3 protein-coding genes are annotated in these 18,508 nt (G+C 37.8%); all 3 read left to right on the top strand.

From position 1 onward, the window contains the following. Window positions 1-200: 200 nt before the first annotated feature. The 3 genes from NYE62_RS18000 (at window position 201) to NYE62_RS17990 (ending at window position 18,499) form a co-directional block, all read left to right on the top strand. On the top strand, window positions 201-362 hold the full coding sequence (locus NYE62_RS18000; protein WP_154105043.1) for a hypothetical protein: 162 nt from the start codon (window positions 201-203) through the stop codon (window positions 360-362). Next, entirely contained in the window at window positions 363-893 is a 531-nt protein-coding gene (locus NYE62_RS17995) for an SDR family NAD(P)-dependent oxidoreductase (RefSeq protein ID WP_342497486.1), read from the top strand. Window positions 894-1,399: 506 nt separating this feature from the next. Next, a complete protein-coding gene (locus NYE62_RS17990) occupies window positions 1,400-18,499 on the top strand; it encodes an amino acid adenylation domain-containing protein (RefSeq protein ID WP_342497103.1) in 17,100 nt (5,699 codons plus the stop codon). Window positions 18,500-18,508 lie beyond the last annotated feature (9 nt).

The following is an 18,508-nucleotide window of genomic DNA, read 5'->3' as shown; positions in this document are numbered from 1 at the left end:
GATACTCAAATAGATGCGATATGGAACCTTAAATTTGTAGAATTACTTTAGCATAAAAGAATAAGATGGAACGCCCAATGCGGTGAAAATCGCACGTTGGGTGTGGAGCAGGGGAAAAGATGGCGATTACATCAAAGTCTTACCTATTGCTATCACATGCATCCGTAAAATAACTATTAAAAAAATCTGGGAGGATTATGGTGGATATATTAATTACTGGGGCAAATAGGGGCTTAGGGCTTGGATTTGTCGAAGTTGGATTAGAAAAAGGGTACCGAGTTTTTGCTGGAGTCAGAGATGCGAATGAACAAAAAAGGACTCAATTAACCAAATTAAAAGAGAAAAATAGCAACCAGTTATAAATTCTTCATTTAGATGTCACAGACGAGGAATCTGTTCGTGAAGCAGCTCGTAATGTAGGTGAAAGTCTTGATGTGATTATCAATAATGCTGCCATTCTTAATGGAAGGGGTACGTCTATTGAGGATCTTGATATAGAGGCTATCAAACTAGCATTTGATGTCAACACGTTAGGACCAGCCCGTGTGATTAAACGTTTTCTACCTTTGCTGAAAAAGGGTGAGAATCAATCCATTATCAACATCTCGTCAGAAGGTGGTAGTCTAACAAATGCATATAGTGGTGATTATCCTTATGGATTGTCGAAAGCTGCCTTAAATATGTTGTCCGAGAAGCTCCATGTAGCAAAGAATGAAGGCATTCAAGTCCTTTCCGTCCATCCAGGGTGGGTAAGGACGGATATAGGAGGAATGATAGCCCCGACACATCCAAAAGAAACAGCAGAAGATATTTATAATCTCATTAATCGACAAGTTCGTATCGATAGTGAATTTGTTTTCGTTGACTATCAAGGGAAACCGATGAGCATTTGATGTGGCACCGTCTGGATGATCAAGAAAATGACTGCTGTATGATATAAGATATAAGTTGAAATTTAAGATTTATACACAAGCGTGCAGAGGCTGTTTGCCTTTCTGCACGCTATTAAATTGGAAAATGTAAAAAAATGATATATTGAGAACAGATCGCATCCTGAAATGCTACATGACATGATAAGAAGGACATAACTTTTTCCTCAAAAAATCGTGTCTTGACAACGGGGGCATTATTGAGTGTTTTTTTAAGTGATTCTGATTATTACTATCCAACCCGAAGGCAAAGGGCGGTGGGTTTAAACCACGCCCTTTGAACTGGAAAAATTTTAAGAATTTTGTTGATATAATCCTTAAATATAATATAATAGAATTATAGAAGCCAATATACATAAATAATTCTCAACATAAATTTTAATATTAAAGAGGCAAGATCAAGACGTTGCATCAATTGTAACAAAGATAATATCGCATCATAAAAACAATAACTTTTTAAGAGGTGCAATATGAAACCCTATACAAAATCAGTATTAGAGGATGGAGTTAATATAACACTAGATCAATTACTTGGAATTTATGCTAACGAGAAATCAAGGGGAGTTTACTTTACTCAATCCGATGGCTCTGAATTGTTTGAGTCTTATGAAAGTCTTTATTTTAATGCCAAATCCATCTTAGGGGCACTACAAAAGCAGGGATTTCAGAAGGGCTCTTATATTATCTTTCAGACAAACAATAATTTATCCTTTATAAGGTTGTTTTGGGGTTGTATTTTAGGAGGCATGATCCCCGTTCCTCTGTCTGTACCGCTAATTGCATCGCCTGACACTGAAGCTTTCAAGAAGTTAGTGAAAGTAAGTGAGCAGTTGCCGAATGCGTGGATAATTACTGATGAAAGAAATTTAAATACGTTTAGAGAAAGTTATGAAGCCAATAATTTGAAATACTTAGAGTATGAAACCTTAGCATGTAATATGGAAGAGGGGCAATGCGTTACAGTAGATTGTCAGGACTTAGCGTATATACAATATTCGTCTGGCAGCACAGGTAACCCTAAAGGAGTAAAATTAACACATGAAAATCTAGTTTATAATTTGGCACAGATAGTAGATCGTTTGAAACTAGACACAAATGATGTCATGGCTAGTTGGTTACCATTGACACATGATATGGGCTTGATCGGTTATCATTTAACTCCGATATTTGCGGGTATATCTCATTCCCTTCTAAATTCGGGTACATTTTTAAAGAAATCTTGGCTATATCTTCAAAAATGTGCGCAATTAAAAGCAACGGTGCTTGTAAGTCCGAATTTTGGATTAGACTGGATGATAAAGACTGTAAAGGATTCACATTTAGAAAATATTGATTTATCTAGTGTGCGAAACATAATGTGTGGTGCAGAACCAATATCAATGGATACCATTAGACGATTTTATGAAAAATTCTCGTCTTCTGGCTTGCGTGAAAATACGATCCATCAAGTCTATGGTATGGCAGAAGCTAGTCTGGCTGTTACTATTCCTGAAGAAGGACATAATAGAAGTGTATGTATTAACCGTCATAAAGCTCGTATTGGTCAAGAAGTGGAGTATATAGAAACGAAGGAGCCAAATGCAGCAGAGTTTGCCATAGTAGGAGAACCATTATATGAATTAGAAATATTGATTGTAGATGATGAAGACCACATCTTAGGGGAAAATTACATAGGCAATATAGTGATCAAGGGGAAAAATGTATTTGAGGGATATATGAATCATGATAGTTCCCCTTTTAATGAACAGGGCTTCTTCTGTACAGGAGATTTAGGACTTTTACGCAATGGAGAACTCATTGTAATGGGCAGAAAGAAGGATATTCTGTTTGTAAATGGTCAGAATTATTATGCTAGCGATATAGAAAATATGTTAACATTGGCGATCCCAGAGTTGTCTCAAGTCGTTGTGTGTGGTGTTCGCAATCCGTCATCGATCAGGGATGAAATTATAGTATTTGTACATAATCGAAAAGATGCCAAGGCATTTTTGCCACTTGCCCATCAAGTGCAGGATATGGTATTAGAACGGGTTGGAATAGCTGCAGATTATGTAATTCCAATAAAAACGATACCGAAAACAACAAGTGGAAAGGTGCAACGTTTTCTTTTAATAGAGCGATTTGAGAATCATGAGTTTGATGAAGTTATCGCAATAGCTCCATATTCTTATCAGAGTATCAAGGAATCTGCAAAGAAGTCAGCATGGAACAAAACGGAGATTGAAAATCAAATCGTTGAAATTGCAAAAGAAGTATTCTCTATCCCTTCTTTGAAAGTAGACGATACGATTTCTCGGATGGGAGTTAGTTCGTTAACGTTGATTCGTTTCCAGGATGAAATAAATCAACGATTTCAAGTCGAAATCCCTATTGTAAGCCTTTTCAAAATGTCTACCCTGGAACAAATAATTAAGATGGTTGAGGAACAACTAAAGGCAGAGGATGTCAATGCATCCGAATTAACAGGGAATAAAGACATGTGGTATGAGCCGTTCCAGGTAACAGAAATACAAGGAGCCTATTTAGTTGGAAGACAAAATATTATGGAAATGGGTAATGTCTCCACCCATGCCTATTATGAGTTTGAAACAGAATTAGATATTAAACGCTTAAACGATGCATTGAATCATGTTTTAGAGCGTCAGCTTATGCTGCGTACTATTTTTGATGAGACAGGAATGCAAAAAGTTCGGCGTTCTAATTCTTCTTATGAGATTTGTATTGAAGATTTACAAGACTTGTCTTTAGAGGATCAACAAAAACGTATATTGGAAAAAAGAAATAGCAGGTCACATTTTGTTTTCCAACAAGATCATTGGCCATTATTTGAGTTGACTGCATTTATTCTTGGTGAGAAGAAAAATTATCTCTTCCTGGATATTGACTTATTAATTGCTGATGGAGGCAGTTTATTAATTTTAATACAAGAGATAATGGATTATTATGAGAAACCGAATATGGAGATTAAACCTTTAACATTCCAATTCTCAGATTATGTAAGGGCATTGGAGAGCTTTCGTGAATCTTCCGCCTATCAAAAAGCTCAAGACTATTGGCAAGCCAAAATAGAGGATTTTCCCTATGCACCTCAGCTACCATTAGTTTGTGAGCCAGAATTCATAGAGAAACCAATATTTCAGAGAATGGAGAAAAGTCTGACAACTGATCAATGGAATATTGTGAAGGGCCTGGCAACTCAGTACGGTGTAACACCATCTGTATTCTTATGTACAATTTATGCGGAAGTTTTGTGCAAATGGAGCAATCAATCCAGAATGGCACTTAATTTAACATTATTTAATCGACAGTCCTTTCATCCAGACGTAATGAAGTTGATTGGAGATTTTACATCAGTTTTATTGTTAGATATTGATTTATCTGTTCATCGTGCTTTTTGGGAGAAAGCATCTATGGTTCAAGATATATTATTTGAAGCAGTAGACCATCGTTTTTATAGTGGTGTTGATGTTATACGAAATATTGCAAGTAAGAGAGAAATGACTAGTAAAGCGATTATGCCAATTGTATTTACTAGTATGTTATTCGATAAATCGGAATTTGCAGATACGTTGACGAAATTAGGGAAAATTAAATACGGAATAAGCCAGACCCCTCAAGTATTTTTAGATTTCCAAGTCACGGAAAGAGACGGACAATTAATTATGACTTGGGATTATGCAAAAGATTTGTTTGATGAAGACATGATCAGTGCCATGTTTGAAACGTATCAACTTCGATTACAGCAAGTTATAGACAATAAACTTTCATCTATGCCGCTGCCTGTAACACAGTCTGAACTTCTGCTTGATTACAATCGTACACAAGGAGACTATGAAGGGGATTTACTGCAAAGATTAATAGACCAGCAATGCCAGAAGACGCCAGATGCTATTGCAGTCAAATTAGGACAGGATACATTGACCTATGGCGAGTTGGCGAGAAAATCCAATCAGGTCGCTCGTTATTTAGCAGAACAAAACTATGCGCTCAATTCTTATATTGGAGTTTGGGCAGAGAGACGAATTGAGACCATTGTAAATATGGTAGCTATTTTAAAAGCCGGCCATGCTTATATTCCTGTTAATCCGGAACATCCTGAGGAAAGAATAAAATATATCGTGGAACATAGTGATATCAAGCTCATGATTCATCCGGATTTATATGAAACAGAGAACCTTTCCACCTATAACGATGGCGCCTTAGAACTGTTAGAAGGCTGCCAGCAGGATAGAGCCTATGCTATCTATACGTCAGGAAGCACTGGACATCCTAAGGGTGTTGTGATCACCCATGAAGCAGTAGTGAATACATTATTAGATATTAATGAGAAATTCCAAGTAAATAGCGAAGATAAAATCATTGCCCTATCATCGATGAGCTTTGATTTATCCGTCTATGATATTTTTGGAGCACTCATTAGCGGAGCTCAGTTAGTATTAATTCCAGATCTTTTAGATATGGCCAGTATTCATCAGATCATGATCGAAGAAGAAATCACGATATGGAATTCGGTTCCGGCAATTATGGATATGTATCTAGAAAGCACAAAGCAAGACACGGTGCATAGCACTTCAGCAGAGCGCTTACGTATGGTGATGCTAAGTGGAGACTGGATTTCTCTTGGTTTGCCAGCGAAAATCAAAACAAGAATGCCAAAAGCACAAGTCATCGGGTTAGGTGGAGCAACGGAAGGCTCTATATGGTCCATATATTTCCCAATCACAGAAGTGAAGCCAGAGTGGAAAAGTATCCCTTACGGCTATCCGCTGAAAAATCAACAAATTTACGTACTGGATGAATGTGGGGAAGAATGCCCAGTAGGCGTACCAGGAGAACTGCATATTGGTGGAAAAGGAGTCGCTGCAGGTTATCTCAATGAAGAAGAGAAGACGAAGGCCGCCTTTATCAACCATAGATTAGGTTATCTGTACAAAACAGGTGATTATGGTGTCATGCGTCCGGAAGGATATGTAGACTTCCTGGGAAGAAAAGATAGTCAAGTTAAGATACGTGGACATCGTGTCGAACTAGGAGAAATAGAACACTGTATCAATCATTTGCCACATATTCAGCAGTCCGTCGTCGCTGATTACAGTGATTCACATGGAGAGAAGCAATTGTGTGGGTATATTGTTGCAGATGAGACCGTAGAATTGGCAGAAATAAAAAGAGAGTTAGCCAAACATCTGCCTGATTATATGATCCCGGCACAATTCATACAGGTAGATGAGATTCCACTATCTGCAAATGGTAAAGTAGATCGTAAATTATTGCCGAACCCGGAACAGTTTATTGAAGAAACTAAGATGATAAGGGGTTATGAGGCACCAAAGACCCAGACGGAAAAATTGGTAGTAGAGGCATTTGAACATGTACTTGTTATGGAAAGAGTAAGTGTAAATGACAATTTCTTTGATTTGGGTGGAGATTCGATTAAGGCTATCCATATTCTAAACAAGATAAGAGAAGCTGGATACGATAGCTCCATGCGAAATCTTTTGATGGAGAGAACACCAAAGCTAATAGCCATGAATTTATCCACAAAAAAAGAAATTATGCCTGCGGAGCAAGGAGAAATAACTGGTGAAATTTCACTGACACCAATTCAAAACTACTTCTTCGCACAAAATATGATAGATCCTGAACATTTTAATGTATGCCAAGTGTTTAAGGTTCGTGAAAAACTAAATGATCTGGCACTACAAAAAGCTTTATCTGCGTTAGTGCAGCATCATGATATGTTGAGAGCTACGTACAAAGATAAGAAACAGGTTATAGGGAAAGTAGAAGATAAGAAATGGTACGGCTTTACAAAAATAGCATGTGAACCTGAAGAGATTCAGGAAAAAATTAAGACAACGAAAGTAAAGATGGATTTGGCGGAAGGACCATTATTGCAGGCTGTTTTATTTAGTACGCCGGAGCAAGATTATATGATGTTGCTAGCTCATCATATGATAATGGATGTGATTTCCTGGCGGATTTTAACTGAGGATTTGGAGAAGGGCTACTCTCAAGCTTTGAATCAAAAAGAGATAACATTACCAGCTAAAACCGTTTCCTTTAAAGTATGGAGCGAAGGATTAGCTTATTACAGCCAGAGTGAAAAGTTAAAGAGAAGGTTAGCTTACTGGTCAGAAATAGAAAATAAATTGGTTGATGGTAAGTTAAAAGAAGATGGAATTGATGATAAATTCGAACCAAAGACAGCCGTGGCATGTCTTAATGCCGCTATCACAGAAAAGTTATTAAAAGAAAGTGCACATGCTTATAATACAGAGATTAATGACTTGCTTGTAGCAGCACTAGGACGTGCGGTAAACAAAGTAACAGGTCAGAGAACGCTTGCTATACAGATGGAAGGACATGGTCGTGAAGAAACAGTAGGCTCTTTTGATTTAGGTAGGACAATAGGATGGTTCACTAGTATATATCCCGTAGTTTTAGATGAGTTAGGCACTAATATTGCACAGGATATTCGAAATACGAAAGAGACACTACGACGCGTACCAGGACATGGAATTGATTATGGCATCATAAAGAATGCAGCCATGGGTAATCCAGAAGAAATGGATGTAGAAGTGGCACCAGATATATCATTTAATTATCTTGGAGAACTAGGAACAAAGAAAGAATCTGGCGATCTATATTTCGAGTTTTCACAATTAGGTTATGGACAGGATACGAATCCTCGTAATCAATTTGGACCATCCATTAACGTCATAGGTCATGTGCAAAAAGGTAGTTTATCTATGACAGTAACCTGCAACAGCAGTCGTTATTTGGCTGAGAGAATTGAGCAAATAGGAAAAGCATATGAAGAAGAACTGATAGCAGTCGCAGAACATTGCTCCCACGCACAGAAGAGTGAGTCAACGGCAAGTGATTTTGGTGAGAGCGTATGGAAAGATAGCGAATTTTGTTATGTACAGGAAGCTGTCGAAATCCGCGGCCAGGAAATTCAACGTATCTATCCATTGGCTCCTGTGCAAGAGGGAATGCTCTATGAGAAGCTTATGGATGAATCATCTACAAAATATGTTGTTCAGCAGACGTTGCGATTGGCAGATGTAGATGTAGAGAAGATGCACAAAGCTTTTAAGTATTTAGCAACACAGCATGATATTTTACGTACAAAAATCTGTTATCGGGGAGTAAGTGTACCAAGACAAGTTGTATTGAAAGAAAGAATGCCGGAATTTAATTATATGGAAGTAGATAATGAATCGGATTATCTTGATTTAAAGGAACAAGATGTAAAACGAGGATTTGATTTAGAAGAAGATACACTACTTCGTATGAATCTGATAAAAATAAACAACAGTGGTTATCGGTTGATCATGACAAACCATCATATTATTTTAGATGGTTGGTGTTTGCCAATTTTGCGTAAAGAATTATTTAGTGCGTATATGGCAACAGATGAAGAACAATTAAAAACACCTAATCAGGCTGCTTCTAATAAAATGGGTAGCTATGAAAAGTTTGTCCATTATATAAATGAAAAAGATAAAGAGACGAGCCTTAAATATTGGGAAGACCTTCTTCAAGGATATGAGACAAGGGCTGATATTCTACCTTTAGGTCGTCCAGATGAAACAGAAGAAGAGAGTCAGAGCCAAGAGTTTAAGTTAAGCATAGAGGTAACTGAACAAGCAGAAGCGATATGTGCCCAATATGATGTAACATTGAACACGCTAGTAGAAGCTTGTTGGGGCGTTTTATTGGAAAAATACAACTCAACAAATGATGTTGTATTTGGAAAAGTTGTATCTGGTAGAAATGCAGAGATTGAAGATATTGAAGAAATCGTTGGTTTATTTATCAATACAATACCCGTACGTATATCGACAACAAACGAAGACACCTTTGCCGATTTGTTGAAATCATTACAGAGCCAGGCAATTATTGCAAATGAACACGATTTTCTTCCCTTAGCAGAAATACAGAATCATACTTTATTAGGAAGAGATCTAATTGGAACATTATTCTTCTTTGAAGGTTATCAAGGAACAAGTATAAATATTGATGGCAAATTAAATGTGGAATCCGAATATTACCGCGAACAAATTGGGTATGACTTGGGAATGACAGCATTTAAGAGTGATCGTATCCATTTTAGAATTCTTTTCAGTACAAAGCTATATAACAAGGAACAAATAAACATTATTGGTTCCCATCTGCAAAGGCTTATGGAACAAGCAATTGCAGCACCACAGACGAAATTAATCGAATTAGGCATGACCAGTGAAGCAGAAGAAATGAAAGAATTAGTACAGTTTAACGCAACGGACAGCGACTATCCAAGAGACAAGACAATTGTACAATTATTTGAAGAACAAGTAGCAAGAACCCCCCATAATACAGCAGTTGTATGCGGGAATGAGCAATTGAGTTACGCTGAATTAAATGCTCGTGCCAATCAGCTTTCATTAAAGTTACGACGGGAATACCATGTCCAGCCTGATGATTTTGTTGCGATTATAGCAGAAAGAAGTTTGGAGATGGTGATCGGGTTATATGCCATCATAAAGTCGGGTGCAGCATATGTACCCATTGACCCATTGTATCCAGAAGAACGTATCGAGTATATATTGGAAGATAGCCAGCCTAAAGCGGTTTTAATTGGTCATGGAAAGTATAATATTTCTCCTGAAAAGGTTGTTAACTTATATAGTGAAAGCAATTATGGAGAAGGTGCAGGGAATCTAGAACATGTAAATACTCCTCGTGATCTTATTTATCTGGTTTATACATCGGGTACAACAGGAAAACCAAAAGGGGTTATGGTAGAGCATCAGAATATAGTCAATCAGCAGATGTGGACACAAAGAGAATACCCATTACACGAGGGAGAATCTCTTTTAATGAAGACCACTTGTGCATTTGATGTTTTTGCCTGGGAAGTATTTTGGTGGATGTTAGCGGGTGGTAAACTTGTTATTTTGCAACAAGGAGAAGAAAGTCAAAGTGATAAGATCATCAAGGTAATTCAGGATTATAAAGTCAATGCAATCCAGTTCGTTCCTTCCATGTTCAATATGTTTCTAGAAGAATTAGATATGAGCAAAGAAAAAATAAATACTCTGCGTTATATCATTAATATTGGTGAGAAACTGAATGCGGAAAGTGTGAGACATTATAATCAATTAAGGGAAAAAGGACAAGTAAGAGCAGAACTACTGAATCTTTATGGTCCAGCAGAAACTACAGTTAATTCCAGTGGATATCATTGTCCAACAGGCTTAGATGTAGATAAAATATTAATTGGTAAGCCTATTAGTAATACACAAATTTATATATTATCAAATGAAAAAATAGCCGGAATAGGTGTACCAGGGGAATTATGTATTGCAGGAGAAAGTGTGTCGCGTGGATACTTAAACCGTGAAGAATTAACAGCTCAGAAATTTATTAAAAATTCTTTTGGTTCAGGAATGATGTATAAAACAGGTGATCTGGCACGGTGGATACCGGATGGAAATATCGAGTACCTTGGCCGTATAGATGATCAAGTTAAGATAAGAGGTTTCAGAATCGAACCAGGAGAAATTGAAAGTACTTTGATGGAGCTCGAAGGAGTTAGTAGAGCAGCCGTTGTAGTACGACAAGACAAGCAAGGAGAAAAATATCTGTGTGCTTATGTAGTCGTTCATACAGAAATAGAAGAATTAGACGAAGATACAATCAAGAGTGAATTACGCAAGAAGTTACCAGACTATATGGTTCCTGTGTATATTATTCGAATTGACCAAATTCCATTAAGTCATAATGGAAAGCTGGACAAAGCGGCACTACCAGAACCAGAATACAAGCCTAAGGAATATGTAGCACCAATAAATAGAGAAGAGAAGTTAATAGTTGAAGCATTTGAGAAAGTCCTTGGAATAACAGGAATTAGTGTCAATGATAGCTTTTTTGACTTGGGTGGTCATTCACTGAAAGTTACATTATTGTGTAATGAATTAGAAAAGACAATCGGTATAAGACTGCAGCTTAGTGAAATATTTGCTTTATCTACACCAAAACGTATTGCAGAAAGAATTGGAAGCTTACAACAGGATCGTTTTTCGGAAATACCGAAAATAGCTGAAGCAGAGTTCTATCCTATGAGTTCTGTTCAAAAGCGACTTTATCTTCTCAATGAGATAGTAGGTCCTAGTATTTCCTATAACATTTCGAACGTCATAAAATACGAAAACACTCTGGATAAAGAGCAGTTACAGGGAGCATTAGATAAGCTCTTAGAGAGAGAAGAAGTATTAAGAACCAGCTTCCATCTTATTAATGGAGAGCCAGTTCAAGTGATTCAACCAGATGCGAGAGTAGTATTGGAATACAAAGAAGCAGATACACTAGATATTCAAGATGAATATGATCGTTTTGTTTGCCCATTTGATTTATTCAAAGCACCTTTGATGCGGGTTAAGTTATTACAGACACCACAAGCTTCATACTTGATGCTGGATATTCATCATATTGTTTCTGATGGAGAAAGTCTGCCTATTATGATGAACTGGATAAGCGAGTTATATGAAGGAAATACTTTACCAATCCCAAGGCTTCATTATAAAGATTTCTCTGCTTGGCAAATGACTCAGGATATTACGAAGCAGGCGGCATATTGGAAAAACGAGTTTTTAGGCGAAATTCCAATACTTAATTTGAATACAGATTTCCAACGTCCTAAGAAAAAGAGCTTCAATGGTGCCAACGTAAAAACTAAGATTGAAGAACCAGTTTTTATGGAAATAAAAGAATTAGCGAAGAAGCATGGTGCTACGGAATTCATGACTATGTTATCAACCTTTATGATTCTATTGAGCAAATACAGTCAACAGGAAGAAATTGTAGTCGGAACTCCTGTATCAGGTAGAACCCACGTTGATACACAAGAAATGCTGGGGATGTTTGTAAACTCCTTGGCTATCAAAGGAAAAGTGAAACAAGAGGAGAGTTTTGAACAAGTATTGCTTGGAGTAAAAGAAAAATGTCTTCGTGCGTACGATAATCAGGACTTTCAATATGAAGACTTGGTTGAGGCAGTAGATGTAAAGAGAGATTTATCAAGAAATCCATTATTTGATGTAATGTTCATGATGCCAGAGAGTGAAATTATGTCTGGTTCAAAGAGCATTGTGAGTGGAACATGGGTACCAATGGAAGGAAAAGTAGCTAAGTTTGATCTGAATTTAATGGTAATACACACATCAGAGGGTTATGTGGTCAACTTAGAGTATTCTACAGATTTATTTAAACAGGAAACGATAAAGCAAATGCTGGATGATTATGTTTTATTACTATCAGAAGTTATAAAACATCCAGAAGACCGTTTGCAAGAGCTACTTAAGAAAGAGGATGTTAAGAAAGAGGAGAAAGATTCGACCCAAGCAGAGCTTGATCATCGTGCCAATCATCTGGCACAGCAAGTTTCAGATTTGATGCGGGCATTGCAGCAAAGAGATCAAGCTTATTGGAAGGAAAAAGTAGACAATTTCCCGCATGCACCTCAGTTACCACTTCTTCCAAATGGGAATGCTGTAAACAACGCAACAGTAAAACGTTTAGAAACGAGAATTGCTGCGACAGACTGGGCGATTGTGAGAAACAAGGCTTTGGATAACAAAATTGCACCATCTGCGTTATTGTGCACAATATATGCGGAAGTTCTATTTAAATGGAGCAATCAATCCAATATGGCACTTAGCTTAAATCTGTTTAGTAATCAGCCTTTTCATCAAGATGGAATGTCTCTGATGGGGGATTTCGTATCGAAATTGTTGTTAGATATCGATTTATCATCTCATAGACCATTTTGGGAAAGAACTACTGAGATTCAGAATCGGTTATTTGAAGCGTTAGACCACAGATTTTACAGTGGGGTTGATTTCCTGCGTGATCTGGCTGAACACCGTGGTCAAGAAGGTCAAGCTATAATGCCAATTGTATTTACGAGTATGCTTCGTGACGAAGTAGATTTTTTCAATGCCAATATAGGTAGTAGGGGAGAATTGAAATACGGAATAAATCAGACCCCTGAAGTGTTTTTGGACTTCCAAGTTGCGGAAAGCGACGGACAATTAATTGTGACTTGGGATTATGCAAAAGATTTGTTTGATGAAGACATGATCAGTGCCATGTTTGAAACGTATCAACTTCGATTACAGCAAGTTATAGACAATAAACTTTCATCTATGCCGCTGCCTGTAACACAGTCTGAACTTCTGCTTGATTACAATCGTACACAAGGAGACTATGAAGGGGATTTACTGCAAAGATTAATAGACCAGCAATGCCAGAAGACGCCAGATGCTATTGCAGTCAAATTAGGACAGGATACATTGACCTATGGCGAGTTGGCGAGAAAATCCAATCAGGTCGCTCGTTATTTAGCAGAACAAAACTATGCGCTCAATTCTTATATTGGAGTTTGGGCAGAGAGACGAATTGAGACCATTGTAAATATGGTAGCTATTTTAAAAGCCGGCCATGCTTATATTCCTGTTAATCCGGAACATCCTGAGGAAAGAATAAAATATATCGTGGAACATAGTGATATCAAGCTCATGATTCATCCGGATTTATATGAAACAGAGAACCTTTCCACCTATAACGATGGCGCCTTAGAACTGTTAGAAGGCTGCCAGCAGGATAGAGCCTATGCTATCTATACGTCAGGAAGCACTGGACATCCTAAGGGGGTTGTGATCACCCATGAAGCAGTAGTGAATACATTATTAGATATTAATGAGAAATTCCAAGTAAATAGCGAAGATAAAATCATTGCCCTATCATCGATGAGCTTTGATTTATCCGTCTATGATATTTTTGGAGCACTCATTAGCGGAGCTCAGTTAGTATTAATTCCAGATCTTTTAGATATGGCCAGTATTCATCAGATCATGATCGAAGAAGAAATCACGATATGGAATTCGGTTCCGGCGATTATGGATATGTATCTAGAAAGCACAAAGCAAGACACGGTGCATAGCACTTCAGCAGAGCGCTTACGTATGGTGATGCTAAGTGGAGACTGGATTTCTCTTGGTTTGCCAGCGAAAATCAAAACAAGAATGCCAAAAGCACAAGTCATCGGGTTAGGTGGAGCAACGGAAGGCTCTATATGGTCCATATATTTCCCAATCACAGAAGTGAAGCCAGAGTGGAAAAGTATCCCTTACGGCTATCCGCTGAAAAATCAACAAATTTACGTACTGGATGAATGTGGGGAAGAATGCCCAGTAGGCGTACCAGGAGAACTGCATATTGGTGGAAAAGGAGTCGCTGCAGGTTATCTCAATGAAGAAGAGAAGACGAAGGCCGCCTTTATCAACCATAGATTAGGTTATCTGTACAAAACAGGTGATTATGGTGTCATGCGTCCGGAAGGATATGTAGACTTCCTGGGAAGAAAAGATAGTCAAGTTAAGATACGTGGACATCGTGTCGAACTAGGAGAAATAGAACACTGTATCAATCATTTGCCACATATTTACCAGTCCGTCGTCGCTGATTACAGTGATTCACATGGAGAGAAGCAATTGTGTGGGTATATTGTTGCAGATGAGACCGTAGAATTGGCAGAAATAAAAAGAGAGTTAGCCAAACATCTGCCTGATTATATGATCCCGGCACAGTTCATCCAGGTAGATGAGATTCCACTATCTGCAAATGGTAAAGTAGATCGTAAATTATTGCCGAACCCGGAACAGTTTATTGAAGAAACTAAGATGATAAGGGGTTATGAGGCACCAAAGACCCAGACGGAAAAATTGGTAGTAGAGGCATTTGAACATGTACTTGGTATGGAAAGAGTAAGTGTAAATGACAATTTCTTTGATTTGGGTGGATACTCGCTTAATGTAATCCGGCTGTGTAATGAATTAGAGAAGAGCACAGGGGTAAGGTTACCACTTAGAGAAATTTTTGATTTAGTTACACCAAAAAATATTGCAGAACAAATAAAAAACTCAAAGGAGAATACGTTTGAAGAAATACCAGAAATAGCAGAAGCAGAAAGCTATTCTATAAGTTCAGCTCAAAAGAGACTTTATCTTTTGGACCAACTAACAGGCCCTGGTATAACTTATAATATTCCTTTAGTAATCAAGCTTAAAGTTAAACCAGACAATGAGCGACTTCAGAGGGCATTGGATCAATTAGTAGAGCATGAGGAAATTTTAAGGACAAGTTTCCATATCGTGAATGGTGAACCAATTCAAAAAATTTCTTCAGATGCAAGAATTGTGCTGGAGCACAGTGAAGTAAAGACAGCAGGATCACAGTATATCCAAGATGAATATAATACTTTCGTCCAACCATTTGACCTGTCAAAATCACCACTAATGCGTGCAAAAATACTGAATACTCCAAGTGATTCATATTTATTCCTGGATATTCACCATATTTTATGTGATGCAGGAAGCATGCCAGTTATGCTTTACAAAATACAAGAGTTATATGAAGGAAGAGAATTGTTAACACCACGAGTACAGTATAAAGACTTTTCTGCTTGGCAAAATGCTAGAGATATCACAGAACAGGCAGCGTACTGGAAGAAAGAATTCTCCGGTGATATACCAGTCCTGGATTTAATCATGGATTATCCACGCCCTCATAAACAAAGCTTTAGAGGTGCTAATTTCCGAACACAGGTAGAAGAAAAAACGAGTATTAAAGTAAAAGAGTTAGCGAAGAAGTATGGTGCAACGGAGTTTATGGTGTTGTTATCCACCTTTTTCTCTATGTTAGGAAAATACAGTCGACAGGAAGAAATTATAGTAGGAACGCCAATATCGGGCCGAAACCATACGGATACCCAAAATATGTTGGGCATGTTTGTAAACACTCTGGCAATCAAAGGGAATGTGTGCGCTGATGATACATTTGAGGATGTATTATTACGTACAAAAGAGAAATGTTTACAGGCATACGATAACAAGGATTATCAGTTCGAGGATTTAGTTGAAGCAGTGGGAGTAAAGAGAGATTTCTCAAGAAACCCAGTATTTGATGTGATGTTTGTATTGCAGGACGATGAGAGAGAGAGTTATTCGGATCGTATTCATATTGGAACAAGGGAATCCGTTGAAGGTAGTATTTCTAAATTTGATCTTACCTTAACCATGATAAGTGATGCAGAAGGCTATAAGATTGATTTTGAATATTCTACAGACTTATTCAAACCAGAAACGATCGAGTACATGGCAAAACACTTCTTAACATTAATTGAAGGAGTTTTAATGTCTCCGGAAAAGAAGCTGCAGGAGATTGCCATGGTAGATCTGTACGAAGAAGCAAAAATATTGGGTGAGTTCAATATGACGGATGCAGAATTCCCTCAAAATATGACGATTGTGCAGTTACTTGAAGAGCAGGCCGCCAGAATACCTAATAGTATAGCCATCACATTTAATGGACAACAGATGACCTATGCACAATTAAATGAACGGGCGAATGCTCTGGCAAGAAAGCTTCGTGAGGACTATAACATTCAACCCAATGACTTTGTGGTGATCTCAACAGAGAAGTGTTTGGAGATGGTGGTGGGTATATACGCTATTTTAAAGGCTGGAGCAGCTTACGTACCGGTTGATCCATCTTATCCAGAGGAAAGAATTAATTATATCATTAATGACTGTAAACCAAAGGTCGTATTATGCAGTACAAAAGAACCTGAAGTTAACATTCCTGTCATGCATCTTCATGATGAGGCAAATTATCAAATGGAATGCAGTAACCTTGTTCATGTAAATCACTCAAGTGATTTGATGTATGTTATTTATACCTCAGGTACGACGGGCCGGCCAAAAGGTGTTATGGTTCAGCATGTAAATGTAGTGCGATTACTCAAGAATGACAAGTTTAAGCTTGATTTATATGAAAATGATATTTGGGTTCAATTCCATTCTTATTGTTTTGATGTTTCGGTTTGGGAAATATTCGGAAGTCTATTGAATGGAGCAAAGCTTGTAATACCTTCTGAGGATACAGTAAAAGATGGATATGCCTTCGGAGAGCTGCTCCAAAAAGAAGCGGTAACCATCTTATGCCAGGTACCTTCACCATTCTATGCGTTGATCGATGCAACGACAGGACAAACCATAAATAGTTTACGATATGTTATTTTTGCAGGGGAGGCACTTTATCCAGCACATTTGAAGAAATGGCATGAGAACAATAGACATTGTCGTCTGGTTAATATGTACGGGCCAACAGAAACCACGGTATACGCTACTTATCGCGATATTGATGCTGAAGCCATCGAGAGAGGAATTAGCGATATAGGAATGCCACTTCCAACATTAAAGATTTATATATTAAATGGAAATGAACTTTGTGGAATTGGAGTTCCGGGTGAGGTATGTATAACAGGTGAGGGTGTATCTCAAGGATATTTAAATCGACAAGACCTGACAGACGAGAAGTTTGTACACAACCCATTTGGATCCGGAAAGATGTATCGGACAGGTGATTTGGCACGTTGGTTACCTAACGGAAACATTGAATATATTGGACGGATGGATGACCAAGCAAAAATCAGAGGATATCGTATTGAACCACGAGAAGTAGAAAGCCGTTTATTGGAGCTTGAAGGCATAAATGAAGCTGTAGTCATAGTGCGAGAAGACAAAAGGAATGAGAAATTCCTGTGTGCCTATGTAATAACTGAGACAGAAATAGAAGAAAAGGACGTTAAGATCAAGTTAAGTAAAGTATTACCAGATTACATGGTGCCTGCACATATTATTTCGGTTGATGCGATTCCACTTACAAGTAATGGGAAACTTGACAAAGCCTCATTACCCCAGCCGCAGTATAAGTCAAAGGAATATATTGCACCACGAAATGAATATGAAACTCTGATCGTGCAGGCATTTGAGAACATACTAGATATTGAAAAAGTCAGTGTAACTGATAGCTTCTTTGATCTAGGGGGATCGTCACTGAAAGCAGTGCTCTTGTGCAATGAATTGGAGAAGGCCATAGGAGTAAGATTGTCAATTAGAGATGTTTTTAATTTTGGTACGCCCGAGCAGATAGCGGGAAATATCGAGTCGATTGAGAGCGAGATGTTTATGGCAATAGAACAAGCTTCAGCAGCTGAATACTACCCTACAAGTTCAGCTCAGAAACGACTCTATCTTCTGGACGAGATGACCGGACCTAATATTAACTACAACGTATCGGACGTTTATGCTTATGAAGAACCGCTAGATAAAGAAAGATTACAGAAGGCTTTGGATAAGCTGTTAAAGCAAGAAGAAATCTTGCGAACTAGTTTCCATGTTGTGGACGGTGAGCCTATTCAAACGATTTCTCCAGACGCAAGGGTTTTAATAGACTACAGCGAAGTGGACGAAATAGATATACAAACAGAATACGATAAATTTATACAACCGTTTGTTTTATCCGAAGCACCGTTGATGCGTGTGAAATTAATGAAGACAACAACGGCCTCCTATCTATTTGTTGATATTCATCACATTATATGTGATGGAGAAAGCCTGCCAGTTATACTGCAACAAGTGAACGAATTTTATGAAAATGATGGAACTGATTATGAATAAGAGGAGAAC

It is taken from the genome of Bacillus sp. FSL K6-2861 (assembly GCF_038630725.1).
GTDB lineage: Bacteria > Bacillota > Bacilli > Bacillales > Bacillaceae > Bacillus > Bacillus velezensis.
This window is presented reverse-complemented; position numbering and strand designations above follow the sequence as displayed.

Bases quoted from the DNA above. Each gene is read 5' to 3' on its own strand.
- NYE62_RS17990 (WP_342497103.1), top strand. From the start codon at position 1,400: ATGAAACCCTATACAAAATCAGTATTAGAGGATGGAGTTAATATAACA.